This window comes from Providencia sp. PROV048 (assembly GCF_033688165.1).
Classification (GTDB): Bacteria; Pseudomonadota; Gammaproteobacteria; order Enterobacterales; family Enterobacteriaceae; genus Providencia; species Providencia hangzhouensis.
This window is the reverse complement of sequence record NZ_CP096360.1, coordinates 1,105,001-1,123,088: the sequence shown is the minus strand read 5'-3', so window position 1 is coordinate 1,123,088 and position 18,088 is coordinate 1,105,001. Positions and strand designations below refer to the sequence as shown.

The following is an 18,088-nucleotide window of genomic DNA, read 5'->3' as shown; positions in this document are numbered from 1 at the left end:
GAGACTACAATCTCATTTTACAATCAACCACAATGATACTATAGTCTCATTATGATGAAAAATTCAACGCTCGTTTTACTCTGAAAGGGTTTGTATATGAAAAAACATCCGGGTTTTATTTATATTGTAACGACGCTTGACACTAAAAGTGCTGAACTATTTTATGTTAGTGAATTAATCAAAAACGCCGGATTGGCGGTACGTACTGTTGACCTGACAACACAACCAACGCAATTAGAAAAAAACGCAGATATCAGCGCACACACTGTCGCAAGTTTTCATCCACTTGGTACTGAGGCCGTTTTCTGTGGTGACCGCGGTAAAGCCATTGAAGCTATGGCACAGGCTTTCAGCCTTTATCTTGCCGCACAAACAGATGTTGCCGCTATTCTTGGTTTAGGTGGTTCGGGTGGAACCGCACTCATTACACCCGCCATGCAAGTATTGCCCGTAGGTATTCCAAAATTAATGGTTTCCACAATGGCATCAGGGGATATTTCTGGTTATATCGGCGCGAGTGATATTTCGATGATGTACTCCGTCACTGATGTATCAGGTTTGAATATCATTTCCCGCAAAGTATTAAAAAATGCTGCTAATCAAATAGCAGGAGCTGTTTGGTTTGACGACGAAGAACAACCGCATGACTTAAAACCAGCAATTGCACTAACCATGTTCGGAGTAACGACCCCATGCGTACAGCAGCTCACAACAGAGTTAGAGGCGCAATATGACTGTCTAGTCTTCCATGCGACAGGCAGTGGTGGCAAAGCCATGGAAAAACTAATTGATAGCCAGTTATTACATTCTGTTTTAGATATTACAACCACCGAAGTATGTGATTATTTATTTGGTGGGGTATTAGCTTGTGATGAAGACCGTTTTGGTGCTATTGAACGCACTCAAACCCCTTGCGTGATGTCTTGTGGAGCTCTCGATATGGTGAATTTCGGCCGCCCTTCGACTGTGCCCGAACACTACCAAAATCGCTTATTTTATCATCACAACGCTCAAGTCACTTTAATGAGAACGACCAAAGAAGAAAATCAGCAAATGGGTCGTTGGATTGCAGAAAAATTAAATCGTTGTAATGGTGAAGTGCGCTTTATCATCCCAACAGCAGGCTTTTCAGCATTAGATGTTGATGGTGCTCCATTTTGGGATCCTATCGCAGATCAAGCCTTCATTGATGCTTTAACAGCAAATTTAATAATAACAGAGAAAAGACAACTTATTTTGAGTCCTTATCATATTAACTCCACAGAGTTTTGTGACCAGGTTATTCAGCTTCACCAGGAAATTTTGAACAAATAATAGAGGTTAACTATGAAACATAACCGCGCAGATTTATTAAAAAAATTTAGAGACATGATTGCTCGGGGAGAACCAATCATCGGTGGTGGCGCAGGAACAGGGCTATCTGCTAAATGTGAAGAAGCGGGCGGTATCGATTTAATCGTTATCTATAACTCAGGCCGTTACCGCATGGCAGGTAGAGGTTCACTTGCAGGCTTATTAGCCTATGGCAATGCGAATGAAATCGTTATGGATATGGCAAAAGAGGTTTTACCCGTAGTAAAACATACTCCTGTCCTTGCGGGTGTGAATGGAACAGACCCATTCTGCCAATTCGATAAATTCCTTGATGATATCAAAGCAACAGGTTTCGCAGGAGTGCAAAATTTCCCTACCGTCGGCTTAATTGATGGCAATTTCCGCGCCAACTTAGAAGAAACCGGAATGGGTTATGGGTTAGAAGTTGAGATGATCCGTCTCGCTCATGAGAAAGATTTGCTCACTACGCCTTACGTTTTTAGCGCTGAAGATGCCATTGCGATGACTAAAGCTGGTGCCGACATTATTGTGCCACATATGGGGCTAACGACAGGGGGGAATATTGGAGCAGAAACCGCCCTGACGCTCAAAGATTGCGTTCCACTAATCAATGAATGGGCAAAAGCGGCAAAATCAGTACGCGAAGATGTGATTGTTCTGTGCCACGGTGGCCCAATAGCCACCCCTGAAGATGCTGAATATATTTTAGCCAACTGCCCTGATTGCCATGGTTTCTATGGTGCCAGCTCAATGGAACGTTTACCAACAGAAGTGGCATTAACCGCCACCACACAAAAATTTAAATCAATTACACGTTAGTTTTTTTACTTTATATTTTGCCAACACCAGGCGCCTACTTCGGTAGGCGTTTTTTTATCTTTCTAGCCACGAAAGTTACTTCCCTTTTTCTGGTAAATAGAATGCCCTTTGCATAAGAAATGTGTTAGACAAGCCATAAATATAGGCATACCAAAGTAGAGCACGCCAAAGGCAAAAGCCACATGGGGTTTCTCCGGGAATTCACCACCGCTAGAAATACTCGAATAATAGTCAATCGACCTTAAATATTCAGGCGTTAATCCGCCATAAGGCACGAGGAAAGATAAAATTAACACCGAGAAAATACAGAACATAAAATTGAGTGCCATTAATGCTGAATAGCCCATATTTTCTGAACGTTCTTGCTCTGTTCGGCTGGTTAAACCAAAAAGCATTCGATTGGCAACAGTGGCACTGTATAAATATAAAATTAATGGGGAATCACCTAATACTGACATATTGATGGCCAGTGCAAAAAGACCATAGAAAAGAGCAAATAACGTTAATACTCGCCAATCACGAAATACCGCCATAAAGACGCCCGAGTGAACTAAAATAAATTCAAAAATCAGGATCAACGTCAGGTTATAAATAATTTCTACCGTATAGTATTCAGGAAAAAACCATACAGATAGAATAAAACCAACATAAAACAATGAAAAACCGTAGTTTATTATTTTAGAAAAAGCACGAATAATACTGAAAGAATGCGGGTTCTCCTTCACACTTTTTACTGAAGATTGTTCTGGGAAAAAACCTTGGTTTTTATCTTTCCCATTCCTTGGTGGTTTTACCATTAGCTCACTCCATCTCAGCAATATCATTTTATTAATAAGCTACTTGATCACACAAAAAATAAACAGTGGCTAAAGTCTGAATGGCAGGTTCAAAGCGAGGTAAAGTGTAAGAAATATCGACAAGATGGCATGAACGAATAAATGTCATGCCACAGATAGATTAAATTTAATTAAACCAGTTTGGCGATCAGCGTATCTAAATCACCTTGTAAGAAATTCACTGGTGGAATTTCAATCACTGTATATGCGCCTGCTGCTTGTTTCATCGTCGCTCGTGCGGCAGAAACCATAAATTGAGAAGTCAGTGCAGGGTTATTAATGCGCATTGAATATTCGAACAACTGGTTATGTGTTGCCCCTGAAACCCCTTTATGAGTCATGTGCACACCGTGCCCAACATCTTTTAATGCATCAATACTATCCACCTGACGAATATGTGTTTCATCAGAAGAAAAGTAGCTGTCTGCTTTAATCGCTTGAGCCACCTCATCGAACTTAGCGCCACCGTCTAATTCAACATAAACCATACGACGATGAACCCCTGTTCCTAATGGAATTGTGACAGAAAGGGCATCTTTTACGCCATTGATAGCTTTAGCGGCCACACTGTGTCCCATACTCATCCCTGGACCAAAATTCGTATAAGTTACCCCTTTTGGTGCCATTGCTAGCATCAATGTACGCATAATCGAATCCGAGCCAGGATCCCATCCGGCAGAAACAACCGCCACGCTATTATGCTGTTTCGCAACGTCATCTAAGCTGTGTTTTAGCGCCACAATATCTGAATGCACGTCAAAACTATCAACCGTATTAATACCGAGGCTCAAAACTTTAGCTGCTAATGGGCCGATAGCACGCGTTGGTGAACACAAGAGTGCAACATCAACTTTCCCAAGTTTTTCAATATCATCAACCACTTTATATCCAGAAAGCTCAGCAGGAATATCTTGCGTATTGCGACGAACTACCCCGACTAACTCAAAATCCTCAGCGGCCAGAACAGCTTCTAGTGCATAGCGACCAATGTTACCGTAGCCCACTATTGCTGCTTTAATTTTTGTCATTTTTGCTCCTATACAGTTCTGATGTTGCTTATTAAATTATTTATAGCGAAATTGAATTTAACAGAATAATTAAAAGTAAACAAAACATTAGCCTAATTAAATCAGACGCATTTTAACCCTATTTTCATTGTTAAAATCCATGTAGAATTAGCCCATCAGAAAGCTTTCCCTATCATTCATGAATATATAAAGGTTCTCAATGCATCAATCCGATGTGACTGAGCGGTCACTCTTTTCGCTCAGCTGGCCAATTTTTATCGATATTTTTCTTCATTTGGCCACATTATTAATTAATACCTACATGGTTAGTCACGTGTCTACAGCCTACCTTGCTGCTATGGGGGTGGGAAACCAAGTGTTTGACCTATTTATCACTATTTTTAACTTTATCAGTGTGGGGTGTAGCGTTGTTATAGCCCAATACCTAGGGGCAGGCCGCCGAGAAAAAGCCAGCCAAGCGATTCATATTTCAATCGCTTTTAACTTTATTCTTGGTTTTTCCAGCGCATTAGTTGCGTTATTTTTTGGCTATAGCATTCTAACTATTATGAATATGCCATCGCATTTAATGGCTGATGGTTATACTTATTTACGTATTCTAGGGATTTGTTTAATCCCTGAAGCGATTTCAATTATTTTAGCGGCATGCTTGCGGGTTTATGGTAAAGCGCAACCTGCAATGTGGGTCACATTAATCGCTAATGTGATTACAGTATTTGGTAATATCATTGTGCTTTATGGTTTCTTCGGCTTACCACAATACGGCCTTGAAGGCGTTGCTTGGTCAACAGTCGTTGGGCGTATTGTTGCCGTTATTTTACTTTTCTGCCTACTGTTTTATGGGCTGAGAATTAAATTTGTCCCAATGATGTTAATACACTGGTCACGGAAAATGTTGGGTAAGATTTTACATATTGGATTACCCTCTGCGGGGGAAAATCTTGTGTGGATCCTCCATTTTATGACCGCATCTGCGTTTATCGGTCTCATGGGGGAAACGTCTCTTGCGGCACAAACGCTCTATTTCCAATTATCATTGTTTATCATGCTGTTCGGGATCTCTATCAGTATTGGTAATGAAATTATGGTTGGCCACCTTGTTGGAGCAAAACGCTTTGAAGATGCATTTAGGCGCGGTGTAAAAAGCCTTAAAATGGGTTTTTACGTAACAATTGGTGTCGTTATTGCTTTTTGGTTATTCCGTGATCCTATCTTAAATAATATTACTGATGACCAAGGTATTATTAAGGTACTGCTGCCATTATTTTTACTTTCGGTGTTCTTAGAGCCCGGCAGAACAATTAATATCGTGATGGTAAATGCCTTGCGTGCCTCTGGCGATGCTCGCTTTCCTCTGTGTACCGCTATTATTTTTATGTGGGGTGTCGCTATCCCATTAGGCTACTTCTTAGGCATAAAAATGGAGATGGGCCTCTTAGGTATTTGGTTAGGTTTCTTTGCTGATGAATGGTTGCGCGGCTTAACCAATGCATGGCGCTGGCGTTCACGTAAGTGGCAAAGTAAGCGTCTTGATGTAGAAAGCTAATCTGTTCAGTTATCACTCAGTCCTGCCGAATATTATAGGCAGGACTTTTGTGACTAAGCTCAAAGTTAGAAATTTTTCATTTTTATAATTCAAATTAGAGATAATATTTCTCTCCACTCTCTTTAAATCCCCTAACTTAGTGAAGTTTTTCTCCAGACTGTTGTTTAAAATAATAAAATCAAAAAAGATTTTATTAAGGGGACTTGCCATGCATGCTCAATCACAACCACTACTTTGGCAATATTTTATCAACGCAGTAAAGCAAGAAGTAAAGCCTGCCTTAGGTTGTACTGAGCCAATTTCATTGGCATATGCTGCCGCCAAAGCGGCTTCATTTCTTGATGGCAAAGTGACCCGAGTCTGTGCTTTCGTTTCCCCTAACCTCATGAAAAATGGTATGGGCGTAACCGTACCCGGAACAGGAATGGTTGGTCTACCCATTGCTGCAGCCCTTGGTGCAGTTGGCGGTGATGCTGAAGCAGGTTTAGAAGTATTAAAATCAGCATCTGCGGATGCCATTGCATTAAGTAAAACCATGTTAGCACAAGGGGCTATTACCGTTGATATTAAGCACCCTTGCGACGATGTTATCTACTCCGAAGCCACGGTATATACCCAAACAGAATCCGCAACCGTCATCATTGCGGGGTCACATACGAATATTGTTAAAATTATTCATAACAATCACACCGTATTTGATGCCACAACGGCTCAACCTCACCATGAATCTCCAGTTGACTGTGCAGCTGACATCCCACTACCGCCAGTCACTGCTAAGTCTGTGTATCAATTTGCCACCGAAGCGCCTTTAGAGGATATTCGTTTTATTCTTGAAGCCGCGCATTTAAACGAAGCCTTATCTCAAGAAGGTTTACGCAATGTTTATGGCTTACATATCGGCAAAACATTACAAACCCAGCGAGACCGTGGTTTGCTTTCAAAAGACTTAATGTCAGAAATTATGATCCGTACCTCCGCGGCTTCTGATGCACGCATGGGAGGGGCTGTATTGCCCGCAATGAGTAATTCAGGGTCAGGTAACCAAGGTATTGCAGCAACCATGCCGGTAGTTGTCACTGCAGATTATTTGCAATCTTCTGAAGAGCAACTGGCTCGAGCCTTAATGTTGTCACACTTAATGGCTATTTATATTCACAACCAGCTTCCTGCGTTATCGGCACTATGTGCTGCGACAACAGCAGCTATGGGGGCTGCTGCAGGCATCGCTTGGTTACTAGAATCCCGCTATGAAGTCGTCGCAATGGCAATTTCCAGTATGATTGGTGATGTTAGTGGTATGATTTGTGATGGTGCATCAAACAGTTGTGCAATGAAGGTGTCAACCAGTGCGAGTGCCGCTTATAAAGCCGTGCTAATGGCATTAGATAACAGCTGTGTCAGAGGGTCGGATGGTATTATTTCTGATGATGTCGACCAGTCCATTGCCAATTTATGTTCTTTAGCTGCGGGTTCTATGAGACATACTGACTTGCAGATTATTGAAATTATGGCCGCTAAAGCGCGCCCTTAACGCCGCAGTGTTGTTAGCTACATTCGCCAACCCTAGTTACATATTTTGTATGCTCCTAGGGGTTGGATCTTTTGCCGCCTTGCTACACCGCTAATTCTTCGTCCTTAACGCCGTAGCGTTGTTGGCTGCATTCGCCAACCCTAGTCACATACTTGTGTATGCTCCTAGGGATTATATCTTTTGCCGTCTTGCTACGTCGCTAATTCTTCGCCCTTAACGCCGTAGCATTGTTGGCTACATTCGCCAACCCTAGTCACATACTTGTGTATGCTCCTAGGGATTGGCTCTTTTGCCGCCTTGCTACGCCGCTAATGACTTTGAATTTCGTTTTGAATTTCGTTTTGAAATTATTTTTTTGAATTGTTCTATTTTGAATTAACTTCTAGGGCTGCGAATTTTTCACGAATTATATCTTCTGGTAGGTCAATACCAATAAACACTAATACACTGCGGCGTTGTTCATCAACTTCCCAGTCTCTATCCCAATCCGCACTATAGAGGCGTTGAACACCTTGGAATAATAAGCGTTTTGGTTCACCCATAATGGAAAGAATTCCTTTATAACGCAGTAAGTTATCTGCAAAACCGAGTAATAGGTCTTCCATTACTTGAGAAACGACCATCAGTTCAACAGGATAATTAAATTCAAGGACAATCGAGCCGACTTCATTTTGTTGTTTAGGCGCGAAACGGAATGTCGGTTGTTTGACATTCAACTGTGAATCCAATAAAAACCCTTCGATATCCAATAATAAACTCAGGTCGATATCACCTTGAATAACTGGGTAAATCGGTGCTCTCGCATTAATACGTTGTAAACGTTCAATTAAAGCTTCATTATTTGGCTCAATATCGGTTTTGGTCAATAAAATACGGTCTGCATAGCCAATTTGCGCTTGAGCAATAGCGAAATCATTTAATTGTTTATCAGCGTGAACAGCATCCACTAAGGTAATAATCCCATCTAATACATAACGTTCGCAGAGGATTTCATGGGAAAAAAAGGTTTGAGTGATCGGCCCGGGATCTGCCATGCCAGTGCATTCAATGAGCAGACGGTCAAAGTCTAATTTTCCACTATCAAGGCCATCTAATAGGTCTAATAAGGCATTTTCTAATTCATTCGAACGACTACAACAAATACACCCATTACTTAATGTCGTAATTTGTGTCGCACGATCACCAATTATTGCGTTATCAATGGGGACTTCACCGAACTCATTTTCAATCACTGCGATTTTATGGCCATGCTCAGCATGAAGAATATGGCTAAGGAGAGTCGTCTTACCTGCACCGAGAAAACCGGTTAAAATTGTTACGCTAATAGGTTTCATTATTGCCCTCACACTTCATTGATTAACAGCAGCGAAATCCGCCTTTACCACTACCACCATACCGTGCATCTTGTCTTTCGCGAAAAAATTCTTTATATGTCATCACAGGTTTGTCTGGATGGTTATCACTCATATGCTGCACATAAGTATCATAATCAGGAATACCAATTAACATACGTGCGGCTTGCCCGAGGTATTTTCCTGTTTTGCCGAGATTTCCAAACATCAGCCTCTCCAATACAAATGCCCTACATCATGAGCACATAATGTAGGGCGACCTTTCATTTATTGAACACCTTTCGATGTTCAAATCCGTTGAAGGGTGACTTAATGTGAAGATGAAACTTTCACGCCCTCTTTAGGTACAGGAACATAAGGTGTTTCTTTGTCTGTACGCTCTGGGTTTTTGTGTGCTTTCATCCCAACGCGGATACCGTAGAAAATGATACCGTAAACAACCACTAAGAATAGAATACTCAGCCCAGCGTTGGTGTAGTTATTAATAATAATGTGATTCATATTAGTAATTTCTTGTGCAGTTAACTCTGCACCACCTGCCGCAATCTTATCTTTATAAGATTTCGCTAAGTATAGGAACCCTTCCAGTTGTGGGTTATCACTGAATAATTTCAGTCCCAATGCCCAAGTTGTACAGATTAATAGCCATACCGCAGGTAAGACAGTCACCATAATATATTTACTGCGTTTCATCTTAATCAATACAACTGTACTTAAGACTAAAGCAACCGCGGCTAACATTTGGTTCGAGATACCGAACAGAGGCCATAAGCTCTTAACACCGCCCAGTGGGTCAACAACGCCTTGATACAATAAGTAACCCCATAACCCAACACAGCCTGCTGTACCGATGATACCCGCAACCAGTGAATCAGTTTTCTTCAAGAACGGAACAAAGTTACCTAATAAATCTTGCAGCATAAAGCGGCCAGAACGGGTTCCTGCATCCAATGCGGTTAAGATAAACAGCGCTTCAAACAGAATACCAAAGTGATACCAGAAGCCCATATTTGCCGCAGGCATGATTTCATGGAAAACATACGCAATACCTACCGCTAATGTTGGCGCACCACCTGCACGGTTTAACACCGACGGCTCACCAATATCTTTCGCTGTTTGCATGATTTGCTCAGGTGAAATCACAAAGCCCCATGAACTCACTGTAGCGGCTGCATGAACAGACACATCTTTGAGCTGAGCCATGATAGCTGCGCCATCTGGACCACCCAGTTCATGTAAGTTAGGCATAGTAATACCTAACGCTGCCGGTGGTGTATTCATTGCAAAATACAAGCCTGGTTCGATAATAGAAGCCGCTACCAGTGCCATAATCGCAACAAATGACTCCATTAACATTGCACCATAACCGATGTAACGCGCATCTTTTTCGTTTGCTAATAACTTAGGTGTTGTCCCTGAAGAAATAAGCGCATGGAAACCGGATACCGCACCACAAGCGATGGTAATAAATAAGAATGGGAATAGAGTACCTTTCCAAACAGGACCGGAGCCATCAACAAATTGGGTGACAGCTGGCATTTTTAATTCAGGGTTTAGAATAACGATACCAATCGCTAAACCAACAATAACCCCAATTTTCAGGAAGGTCGCTAAATAGTCACGAGGCGCTAAAATTAACCATACAGGTAATAATGCTGAAACAAACGCATAACCGACTAACGCATAAGTGATCGTCGTGTCTTTGAATGTCAGTGCTGGACCCCAGTATGGGTCATGAGCAATCACACCACCAAACCAAATGGAAGCAACTAACAGAACAATACCGATAACAGAAACTTCACCTACGCGCCCCGGCCGGATATATCGCATATATATCCCCATAAACAATGCGATAGGCACTGTTGAAACAACGGTAAAGACACCCCATGGGCTTTCTGCCAAGGCTTTCACCACAATCAATGCTAATACAGCAAGGATAATGATCATGATTAGGAAGCACCCAAAGAGCGCCAGCGTTCCCGGAATCGGGCCAAGCTCCTCTTTAACAATTTCCCCTAATGATGCACCATTACGGCGTGATGAAATAAATAACACCATGAAATCTTGCACCGCACCGGCTAACACAACCCCAGCTAGTAACCATAAGGTACCGGGTAAATAGCCTACTTGCGCCGCAAGAACAGGTCCGACCAATGGCCCAGCCCCTGCAATAGCGGCAAAGTGGTGACCAAATAGAACATTTTTATTTGTCGGAACATAGTTTAAACCATCATTATTAATGACGGCTGGGGTCGCACGTGTTTCGTCCAGCTTCATCACTTTCTTAGCAATATATAAGCTGTAATAACGATATGCGATGAGATACACCGCCACAGAAGCGACGACAATCCACAGCGCACTAATGTGCTCACCGCGTCTGAGTGCAACAACCCCTAAACAGACTGCACCGATTATCCCGAGGATCATCCACGGAATGTGCTTTAAAATACCATTTTTGTTCATAGAACACCCTTCTGAGGTAAAACGAACATGCCATTGATTTTGTATTAACCATCTTAAAAAACGATATCGCTGTGTTTTCGTTGCTTATCATTTATCGTTGATGGTTTTTTAATTGGCAGTGGTTGAACTGTATTGAATTAAAAAATTGAGCTCTGCCATGGTGTATATGGTATGAAATTACACTCAGCAAATGACTAAAGTTATGCTAAGTGGTGCCATATAGAATTAAGCGGTTTGTTTTTTACTTTAAATGGTTTTAAGGAAGGGAATATGAGGTCAAAAATGTGATCCACATAACGATTCTGATTTGTTTTCAATAAGTTAAAAAATGTAACTCATATGAATAAAATGAAGTTTATTGTAAACAAATTTCACTAATAACGTGAAATCTCAACGTTAAGTTATCTAAAACTTTATAATATCTATGTGCTATTGGCGTGTAATTGTTGTCCATTTACCACCAACCCACCAACTGTGTTCAGCATCTGTTTGCGTTTCGCATCCGATACCGACTTTCGCTTTCCCTGCTTCAAAGGGATACGCGCAATCATAAATTGCATCAACCACGATTTCCCCAGTAATTGCGTCTGCAAAACCAATTTTATTTTCTTTGCGAATTCGATATACCCCGTCTTGCGCTTCATCAGGCCAATTATCAAAATAGTAAAGTTGGTAAATCTCTTGTCCTTTTTGGTCAAAAACAGCCAAACCTTTATTCGATGATTTACCTAAGCAATACTTAAATGAAGATTGTTGCTCTAAACACTCGATTTTATCTTTTTCGTTCTCTACCCATAAACTGAATTGTTGTTCAAGATTTTGCGCTGTTGATAAAAAAGATATTAATCCTAATGACATTAAACCAACTACATAATGAATCATCATAACTTTCCTTATTCTACTTTTATGCCTACTAAGTGATAAGACGCTAAGCTCATCAACTTTGCTCTATTAAATACTCTCTTAATTAAAGATAGCGGATATCTATTTCAGTGAAACTAGGAATAAAGGTAAATAAAGTCTTATATGAAGATAATCTCAAAGTTAAAATTAAAGTATACAAGCGCTCACTAACTTAGAGTCATTGAGCGCAAAATTCATCAAGATCAACCAGAAACACACACTGTATTCGCGGTTTTCTTCGCCATATCTAATGCATTTTCAATAGAATCCGCAATCGCCAAAGCCACACCTAACCGACGAGTTCCTGCAATTTCAGGTTTACCAAATAACCGTAATTGGGTGTCAGACCCCAAAGCAGCACCAATATTTGAAAAAACCACATTTTGGCTTTGTAAATTAGGTAAAATAACCGCTGAAGCACTCGGCCCATATTGACGGATCACGCCAATTGGGAAACCAAGAAATGCACGAACATGTAATGCAAATTCAGATAAACTCTGCGAAATAAGCGTCACCATCCCCGTATCATGGGGACGAGGCGAAACCTCATTAAAAATGATATCGTCACCACATACGAATAATTCAACACCAAATATTCCATAACCTCCTAGAGAGGTTACAATTTTCTTGGCAATGTCTTGCGCTTTTTTCAACGCAGCCTCACTCATGTACTGCGGCTGCCAAGACTCACGGTAATCCCCTTTTTCTTGTCGGTGACCTATAGGCGCACAAAAGTGAATACCATCCACCGCACTGACTGTTAACAATGTAATTTCAAAATCAAAATTAACCATTTTTTCAACAATTACACGCCCCTGCCCTGCTCGACCACCTTGCTGCGAATAATCCCAAGCCTGATCTAATTCTGCTTGAGAGCGGATCACACTTTGTCCCTTTCCTGATGAACTCATCACAGGCTTAACAATACAGGGAAACCCAATTTTTTCTGCCGCTGCAATAAAATCGGAGTTACTGTCTACAAATTGATACTCTGATGTTGGCAATTTCAACTCTTCTGCCGCTAAACGACGGATCCCTTCTCTATCCATAGTAAGTACAATGGCTTTCGCAGACGGAACCACTTTTTGTCCTTGCTGTTCAAGCTCCATCAATACCTGTGTCGCAATTGCTTCAATTTCAGGCACGATAATATCAGGTTTTTCCCGTGAGACTATTTGTTTCAGCGCTTCGCCATCAAGCATGTTTATCGTATAACTGCGGTGTGCAATATGCATCGCTGGCGCATTATCATAGCGATCAACCGCAATAACTTCGATGCCCAATCGTTGACATTCAATCGCAACTTCTTTGCCTAACTCTCCAGCACCTAACAGCATGACTTTTGTTGCAGATTTACACAGCGCAGTACCTAATTGATTCATGATTGATGACCTTACCGACAAAAAGTTGATACCCATTATATACGCAATCGTTTGCTTTTACTATCAAGGAAAAAATACCATAAAAAAAATTTTTATAATCAATTGATAATATTTGTAATTATTTAATCTAATGGCGTTTGGTCGCGCCCAGTAATAAAAGGTTCTTTGTGAGAAAATTTAATATACTGTTTGCGTAAAATAGCTAATACACAAAACATTAAACCAATCCAAATAAGTGAAAAACTAATACCTTTGACCCAATCAAAGAGCTCATTAAATAAAAATACGGCCAATAAAAATTGAATTGTTGGTTCTATATATTGCGCTAAACCAATCACCGTTAATGATGTCCGTTTAATTGCTGCGGTAAAAAAGAGCAAAGGAATTATTGTGACAGGCGCCGCTAACATATAAAGAACTTTAATTTGCCAATCCCCTTGCGCCACGGCACTTAGACCATGAGATGCTAACCACCAAGTGATCGTTATTGCAATAGGAAGCAACCAAAGTGCTTCTAGAAATAAAGACGTAATCACATCAAATCGAATAAATTTACGGATTAACCCATAGACTGCAAAAGCACTCCCCATTACTAACGCTAAAATAGGTAATTCACCATACTGCCAAATTTGGTAACCGACCCCCGCACAAATAAAAATAACAGCCATTTTTTCTGCAAAAACAAGCCGTTCGCGAAGGAACAAAACACCAAGTAAAATAGAAAATAATGGGTTAATAAAATAGCCAAGACTAGCAGCTAACACCTGCCCGTGGGTTAATGCATAAGTAAATGTTGTCCAAGATATCGCCATAACCGACGAACTAAATAAACACAGGATTATCGACTGTTTGTCAGACCATACCTCACGCCATAAAGATTTATTTTTGATAATTAAGCGAACAAGAAAAAGTATAGGTACAGACCAGATAAGACGTTCTGCAAGTAGCTCTAAAGGTTCCGCACCGGGAAGTAAACGATAAAATAATGGTGTTATTCCCCATAAGATATAGGAAAAAATAGCAAGAGCTACTCCCGAGCGAAGCAACATGATTTATCCACAATAAAATCTGATTAAATAATATTAGCTACTTATCATACGCCAAAATGCAAAAAATAAAACTTGCCACCACCATAATATAATTTGAATTATATCAAGTATTCTTAAACTAAAAGGTAACTATATCGCTACCTTTTAGTTGCTCAATACACATATATTCTCATCAAAAAACATCGCGTTGATGTAATGGCGGTTGCTGCTGCATAAATACAAATAATTCCTGTTGTGTCGGAGCCGCAGCGATAGCGCCTTTTTTAGTTGTCGCTAATGCACCACAAGCCGTAGCTTGCGAGATGACCTTCATCAATCCCTCTTTTTCGTTGACTAGCCCATATTGTGAGATGGCCGCCAATAACCCTGCCATAAATGCGTCACCTGCACCAGTAGTATCAATACTTTCAACTAAATAAGCACTTACGGCTATTTGAACTGAGGGGGTGAACACCTGACAACCTTTAGCACCTTGAGTCACAATTTTTAATTGAGCAGAGTAATTTTGCAATTTAGCTATGGCATTCTCAAAACGACTTTCTTGCGTTAACCACAGCAATTCATCATCCGAAAGTTTTAAAATATCTGCTTGTTTTGCAAAATTATCAACAATTTGGTGCATTTCGTCGGGATCTGACCACATTTGCGGACGAATGTTAATATCAAAGCTCAGTAATCCGCCAGCGAGCTTGAGTTGTTCGATAGCTGTCGATAGTGATGCTCTGCATTGATGGTGCACCAGAGCTAATGAGCAAAAATGCAAAATATCATTACCAAATTGCGGTAAATTATTTATCGTTAAAAATTGGTCGGCCGAAGGAGAAACTAAAAAAGAAAATTCACGTTCTCCATTTTCGTGTAACGAGACGAGAACAGTACTTGTTTTATACTTTTCATCAAACTCCATCGCACTAGTATCAACCCCTATATCAAATAGGGTTTTCTGCATAAAATGCCCAAAAGCTTCTTCGCCGACTCGCCCAATAAAACCACTGTTTTGCCCTAAGCGTGCAACACCCGCGGCAACATTCACAGGTGCTCCACCAGCACAAGCTTCATATTGCATATTTTGAAGGGGGATTAAATCAATGACAGCATCCCCTAACGCCCAAACTTTCATTATGTCTCCTTTGCGAGTTTTATATTTTTAACCTTCATTCTTATTCATAGCTAGCACATTACCAACTCATAAAAATAAAACTAGTAAACGCAAACTGTTAACGTTAACATTAAGTATAAAGAAACCAGCAAATAAACGCACCTATTATTGAATTTCATGTGCTTATTTTGTTATTGCGATCGAAAAACATTCAGGAAGCCATAATGAAAAAACAACTTGAACTAGCCAACGAAGCCATCAAAACAGCAAGGAAAAATATGGACTTGCAGTTTTACCCACAATACCACCTTGCCCCTTATGCAGGCTGGATGAATGACCCTAATGGTTTGATCTATCATCAAGGCCAATACCATGCATTTTATCAACATCATCCATTTAGTGCGATTTGGGGCCCCATGCATTGGGGGCATGCAACAAGTACAGATATGGTACATTGGGAACATCAGGCAATTGCGTTAGCACCTAGTGAAGACTATGACCGAGATGGTTGTTTCTCAGGATCTGCAATTAGTTACGATAATAAATTATATCTGTTCTACACGGGCCACATCTGGTTAGCAAATCCAGGTGATGATAGTCAAATCATCCAATCACAATGTGTTGCAATCAGTGAAGATGGTATTCATTTCGAAAAGAAAGGTGTTGTACTTTCTGCACCCGATGGTTATATGCACTTTCGAGATCCTAAAGTTTGGCGACAAGATGGAAAATGGTGGATGGTCGTCGGAGCAAGAGACTCCCAAGATCAAGGACAAATACTTTTATTTAAGAGTACAGACTTATTAAATTGGGATCAAAACTACCAAGTTCTGGCAAAAACTGACGACGATAATGTTTATATGTGGGAATGTCCTGATTTCTTTCCATTAGGCGAACAATTTGTTGCCCTCTTTTCACCTCAAGGAAAAAAGGCAAAAAATTATCAGTATCGAAATCTATTTCAAAATGGTTATTTGGTTGGTAATTGGTCTCCTAATTCATCTTATAAAATTTCACATGCATTTACAGAACTTGATTTTGGCCAAGACTTTTACGCACCTCAAACCTTTTTAGCTAAAGATGGCCGCCGTATCGCTATCGCTTGGATGGATATGTGGGAAAGCCATATGCCCACACAAAAACATGGGTGGTCAGGATGTTTTACTTTACCTAGAGAGCTAAAACTGAATGAACAAGGTAAAATTATCGCTAAACCTATAGAGGAATTGAAAACATTACGTCAGTCCGCAAGCCATTTTCCCGCAACAACACTAGCTAAAAACAGCACAATCATACTGAATGAGAATGCGACAAGTTGTGAAATAGAACTTATCTGGGACTTACCGCAAAGCCCTGCTGAAAAATTCGGCTTTTGGGTAGGATACGGCGTACAGTTTTACATTGATAACCAAAGTCAGCAATTAACCTTAATACGTCATTACCCTGAATATACAATTAGTGATAGTCGTTGTGCGCCAATACCTGAAGGTCATCAACTTAAAATAAATGCTTTTATCGATCACTCTAGTTTGGAAGTATTTATTAATGATGGTGAAGTCAATTTTAGTTGTCGAATCTACCCCCATCAAAGTGAGCGGGACTTAAGATTATTTGCAATAAATCAGCAAGCAAAGCTCGAAAAAGCAATTTATTGGGAGATCAAAAAATCCATTGAATAGCAAGCTACTAGATTTGCTTTTCTCTGCAAGGTTAAAAAGAATTACGTTCTAACAAGTCGCAAGCAACATATTCAACACTATTTTGCTGCCGTTCTTCTATGATGTGTAAAGCGGCTTGTTGGCCTAATTGATAGTGCGGTAACACAACCGTACTTAATGGAGGATAAAATAGTTCCCCGACACCTATCATATTATCATAGCCAAGTACTGCGATATCTTGTGGAATACGTAAGCCACGACTAAGTAGTACTTGGTAAGCTAAAAATGCTATACGGTCATTTCCACAAATAATGACATCAAAATTCGGTTTTTTATTCTTAAAATGACTATTAATTAAAGCTATAACATCTAAATAATGCTCATCGCCTAACTCTAAATGATGTTGCTGAAGTGATGCTAGCGGTAAGTCAGCACTTGCCCACGCAGACTCCACCGCTTCACGGCGCATTTTTCCAGCAAGTGTCTCTTGCGGAATATAAAGACAAAGAGGATTTCGATACCCTTTCTCTATTAAGCGTTTTACTGCATTAAATTGACCATTAAAATCATCTGGCACATAAGCAGGGAACTGCCCATTTTTATCTATGCAATTAGCAAGAACCAAACGATTATTATGTAATGTTTCTGGAATCGCTACTTCTCGAAGCCCCATCGTAGTATAAATAATACCATCAGGCCGCTGAGATAATAATTGTCGGACAGCTCTTTCACTATCTTCGCTAGATGTAATATTAACTACAAAGCTACTCCAGCCAAATTGCCTCGCGGTTTGTTCTATTGAAAGAATGATTTCTACAGAAAAAGGGGTAGTTGCTGTATCGAGGGCCAAAACACCAACTGTCGAAACCCTAGAGCTTTTCCCTCTGATCTTTCGCGCTGAAAAATCAGGGACATAATTGAGTGACTCAATAGCTTGTTGGACTTGTTTCAAGGTTTCAGGCTTTAGTAATTCAGGGCTATTAATTGCCCTTGATACAGTCATCAATGAAACATTTGCAAGTCGAGCTACGTCTTTTAAAGAAGCCATTAAGTATATTCACTCATCAAAACTAGGTAAGTATTAATT

15 protein-coding genes are annotated in these 18,088 nt (G+C 40.4%); 5 read left to right on the top strand and 10 right to left on the bottom strand.

Features of this window, described 5'->3' with window-relative positions; genetic code table 11:
* The first annotated feature begins 96 nt into the window (after window positions 1–96).
* Entirely contained in the window at window positions 97–1,314 is a 1,218-nt protein-coding gene (locus M1F26_RS04810; protein ID WP_110592268.1) for a Tm-1-like ATP-binding domain-containing protein, read from the top strand.
* A gap of 12 nt (window positions 1,315–1,326) precedes the next feature.
* Window positions 1,327–2,154, top strand: a complete 828-nt coding sequence (locus tag M1F26_RS04805; protein WP_004260569.1) for a phosphoenolpyruvate hydrolase family protein — start codon at window positions 1,327–1,329, stop codon at window positions 2,152–2,154.
* Window positions 2,155–2,216: 62 nt separating this feature from the next.
* On the opposite strand, the gene M1F26_RS04800 is transcribed toward M1F26_RS04805, so the two are convergent.
* A complete protein-coding gene (locus M1F26_RS04800; protein ID WP_004260570.1) occupies window positions 2,217–2,951 on the bottom strand; it encodes a hypothetical protein in 735 nt (244 codons plus the stop codon).
* Window positions 2,952–3,121: 170 nt separating this feature from the next.
* A complete protein-coding gene (locus M1F26_RS04795) occupies window positions 3,122–4,018 on the bottom strand; it encodes a diaminopimelate dehydrogenase (protein ID WP_136133972.1) in 897 nt (298 codons plus the stop codon).
* A gap of 199 nt (window positions 4,019–4,217) precedes the next feature.
* On the opposite strand from M1F26_RS04795, the gene M1F26_RS04790 reads away from it, so the two are divergent.
* Together M1F26_RS04790 and M1F26_RS04785 are read left to right on the top strand one after the other, a co-directional pair.
* Window positions 4,218–5,564, top strand: coding sequence for an MATE family efflux transporter (locus tag M1F26_RS04790; protein ID WP_004260574.1), 1,347 nt, complete (start codon window positions 4,218–4,220; stop codon window positions 5,562–5,564).
* A gap of 208 nt (window positions 5,565–5,772) precedes the next feature.
* Window positions 5,773–7,095: a serine dehydratase subunit alpha family protein gene (locus tag M1F26_RS04785; protein ID WP_318837655.1), complete on the top strand. Its 1,323-nt coding sequence runs from the start codon at window positions 5,773–5,775 to the stop codon at window positions 7,093–7,095.
* Window positions 7,096–7,460: 365 nt separating this feature from the next.
* On the opposite strand, the gene yjiA is transcribed toward M1F26_RS04785, so the two are convergent.
* The 7 genes from yjiA to M1F26_RS04750 all read right to left on the bottom strand — a co-directional run bounded on the left by yjiA (window position 7,461) and on the right by M1F26_RS04750 (window position 15,364).
* Window positions 7,461–8,429, bottom strand: a complete 969-nt coding sequence (gene yjiA / locus M1F26_RS04780; RefSeq protein WP_140171273.1) for a GTPase — start codon at window positions 8,427–8,429, stop codon at window positions 7,461–7,463.
* A 22-nt stretch (window positions 8,430–8,451) separates the two neighbouring features.
* Window positions 8,452–8,655 carry a YbdD/YjiX family protein gene (locus M1F26_RS04775; protein WP_004260586.1) on the bottom strand — a complete coding sequence of 68 codons (204 nt, stop codon included), beginning with the start codon at window positions 8,653–8,655 and terminating at the stop codon, window positions 8,452–8,454.
* 101 nt (window positions 8,656–8,756) lie between these two features.
* Window positions 8,757–10,910 carry a carbon starvation CstA family protein gene (locus tag M1F26_RS04770; RefSeq protein ID WP_004260588.1) on the bottom strand — a complete coding sequence of 718 codons (2,154 nt, stop codon included), beginning with the start codon at window positions 10,908–10,910 and terminating at the stop codon, window positions 8,757–8,759.
* Window positions 10,911–11,339: 429 nt separating this feature from the next.
* Entirely contained in the window at window positions 11,340–11,795 is a 456-nt protein-coding gene (locus M1F26_RS04765; RefSeq protein WP_140171275.1) for a WG repeat-containing protein, read from the bottom strand.
* 221 nt (window positions 11,796–12,016) lie between these two features.
* A complete protein-coding gene (gene purT, locus M1F26_RS04760; protein WP_140171276.1) occupies window positions 12,017–13,195 on the bottom strand; it encodes a formate-dependent phosphoribosylglycinamide formyltransferase in 1,179 nt (392 codons plus the stop codon).
* A gap of 122 nt (window positions 13,196–13,317) precedes the next feature.
* On the bottom strand, window positions 13,318–14,244 hold the full coding sequence (gene rarD / locus M1F26_RS04755; RefSeq protein WP_140171278.1) for an EamA family transporter RarD: 927 nt from the start codon (window positions 14,242–14,244) through the stop codon (window positions 13,318–13,320).
* Window positions 14,245–14,416: 172 nt separating this feature from the next.
* Window positions 14,417–15,364 carry an aminoimidazole riboside kinase gene (locus tag M1F26_RS04750; protein WP_140171280.1) on the bottom strand — a complete coding sequence of 316 codons (948 nt, stop codon included), beginning with the start codon at window positions 15,362–15,364 and terminating at the stop codon, window positions 14,417–14,419.
* Window positions 15,365–15,567: 203 nt separating this feature from the next.
* Here M1F26_RS04750 and M1F26_RS04745 point away from each other — a divergent pair, with 203 nt between their 5' ends.
* Window positions 15,568–17,022, top strand: a complete 1,455-nt coding sequence (locus M1F26_RS04745) for a glycoside hydrolase family 32 protein (RefSeq protein WP_140171282.1) — start codon at window positions 15,568–15,570, stop codon at window positions 17,020–17,022.
* A 31-nt stretch (window positions 17,023–17,053) separates the two neighbouring features.
* Here the strand turns inward: M1F26_RS04745 and M1F26_RS04740 are convergent, their stop codons facing one another.
* A complete protein-coding gene (locus tag M1F26_RS04740; protein ID WP_004260608.1) occupies window positions 17,054–18,049 on the bottom strand; it encodes a LacI family DNA-binding transcriptional regulator in 996 nt (331 codons plus the stop codon).
* Between the last annotated feature and the right edge of the window lie 39 nt (window positions 18,050–18,088).